1 pseudogene is annotated in these 285 nt (G+C 67.7%); it reads left to right on the forward strand.

The features are described from left to right. A pseudogene (locus L687_RS25650) lies at positions 1-285 on the forward strand (AMP-binding protein); the annotation flags it as partial.

Genomic DNA, 285 nt, shown 5'->3' on the forward strand with positions numbered 1-285 from the left:
GGTCAAGGTCGGCTCGATGGGACGCCCGTTGCCCGGTTATCCGGTGGTGCTGCTCGACCCGGTCACCGGCGCAGTCACCGAGGGGCAGGGCGAGGGTGAGATCGCGCTCGATCTGTCGCAGCCGCCGCTCGGGCTCATGGCCGGCTACTACGACGACCCGGAGAAGACCGCGGAGTCACGGACGGGCGGTTACCACCACACGGGCGACATCGCGGTGCGCGACGACGACGGCTATCTCACCTATGTCGGCCGCTCCGACGACGTGTTCAAGGCTTCCGACTACAA

This window comes from Microbacterium maritypicum MF109 (assembly GCF_000455825.1).
Classification (GTDB): domain Bacteria; phylum Actinomycetota; class Actinomycetes; order Actinomycetales; family Microbacteriaceae; genus Microbacterium; species Microbacterium maritypicum_A.